This window comes from Tepidimonas ignava (assembly GCF_004342625.1).
GTDB lineage: Bacteria > Pseudomonadota > Gammaproteobacteria > Burkholderiales > Burkholderiaceae_C > Tepidimonas > Tepidimonas ignava.
In genome coordinates this window covers 1-1,150 of the sequence record NZ_SMAH01000032.1, presented here as the reverse complement: position 1 = coordinate 1,150, position 1,150 = coordinate 1, and the positions used below count along the sequence as shown (strand labels likewise).

Genomic DNA, 1,150 nt, shown 5'->3' with positions numbered 1-1,150 from the left:
GGTGGAGTCAATAATCAAGTGCAACACCCCTGATCTGCCCTGCACTCGACCCTGCCGCCGTCCCATGGGAACCCACTACCAGCACCTGAGCGCCGAAGAGCGCGCCACCATCATGATCCTGCTGCAGCAGGGCTGCTCGGCACGCAGCATTGCCCGCACGCTGCGACGCTCGCCCTCGACGATCACGCGCGAGATCCAGCGTGCGCGGCAGTGGCCGCAGCGCTCGGCCTTCGTGCCGGCAGGCAGCAGCTGCACCTACGATGCGCGGGCAGCCGGCGCGCGTGCCTGCGCGATGCGGCTCAAGCGACGACGCCGTCCCAAGCTTCGCGAGGATGGGGTGCTCTTCGGGGTGGTGCACCACTTTCTGCTGGAGGGCTGGTCGCCGTCTCAGATTGCCGGCACACTCAGGCGCATGTGGCCCGACGATCTGCATCGCCGCGTCTCGCACGAGACCATCTACAACTGCATCTACGCGATGCCGCGCGGGGAGCTGCGCAAGGAACTCATCGCCTGTCTGAGGCGTGCGCAAGCCAAGCGCATGCCGCGCTCGCGTGGCCAAGACCGAAGGGGCCAGCTGCCCGAGGCCGTCAGCATCCACCTGCGTCCGCCCGAGGCCAACGATCGGGCCTTTCCTGGGCACTGGGAAGGCGACCTCCTCAAAGGGGCGGCCAACCGCTCGGCGGTGGGCGTGTTGGTGGAGCGCAGCTCGCGTCTGGTGATGCTGGCCAAACTCAAGGATGCCACCGCAGCCTCGGCCCTGGAGGGCTTCACCGCCAAGCTGCGCAGCATTGCTGAGCCGATGCGCAAGACCCTGACCTACGACCGCGGCAAGGAGATGGCGCGCCACCCCGAACTGACGGAGGCTACCGGCATCCGGGTCTACTTCTGCGACCCGCGCAGTCCGTGGCAGCGGGGCAGCTGCGAGAACATCAACGGCCTGCTGCGCCAGTACCTGCCCAAGGGTACGGACCTGTCGGCCTACAGCCAGGAAGAGCTCGATGCGATCGCCGACCGGCTCAACAACCGCCCGCGCGCCATCCACGGCTTCTACCCCCCGATCGCCGTCTACCAGGCCATGCTGGAGAAGGTCACCCAAACCAGCCACTCCCTTCAGTGATTCCACCGTTGCACTTGGTGCTTGATACCGCCC

At 67.1% G+C, this 1,150-nt stretch carries 1 protein-coding gene; it reads left to right on the top strand.

Annotated features, from left to right (window positions below):
* The first annotated feature begins 64 nt into the window (after positions 1 to 64).
* Positions 65 to 1,117 carry an IS30 family transposase gene (locus tag EDC36_RS13135; RefSeq protein ID WP_132963718.1) on the top strand — a complete coding sequence of 351 codons (1,053 nt, stop codon included), beginning with the start codon at positions 65 to 67 and terminating at the stop codon, positions 1,115 to 1,117.
* The last annotated feature ends 33 nt before the right edge of the window (positions 1,118 to 1,150 follow it).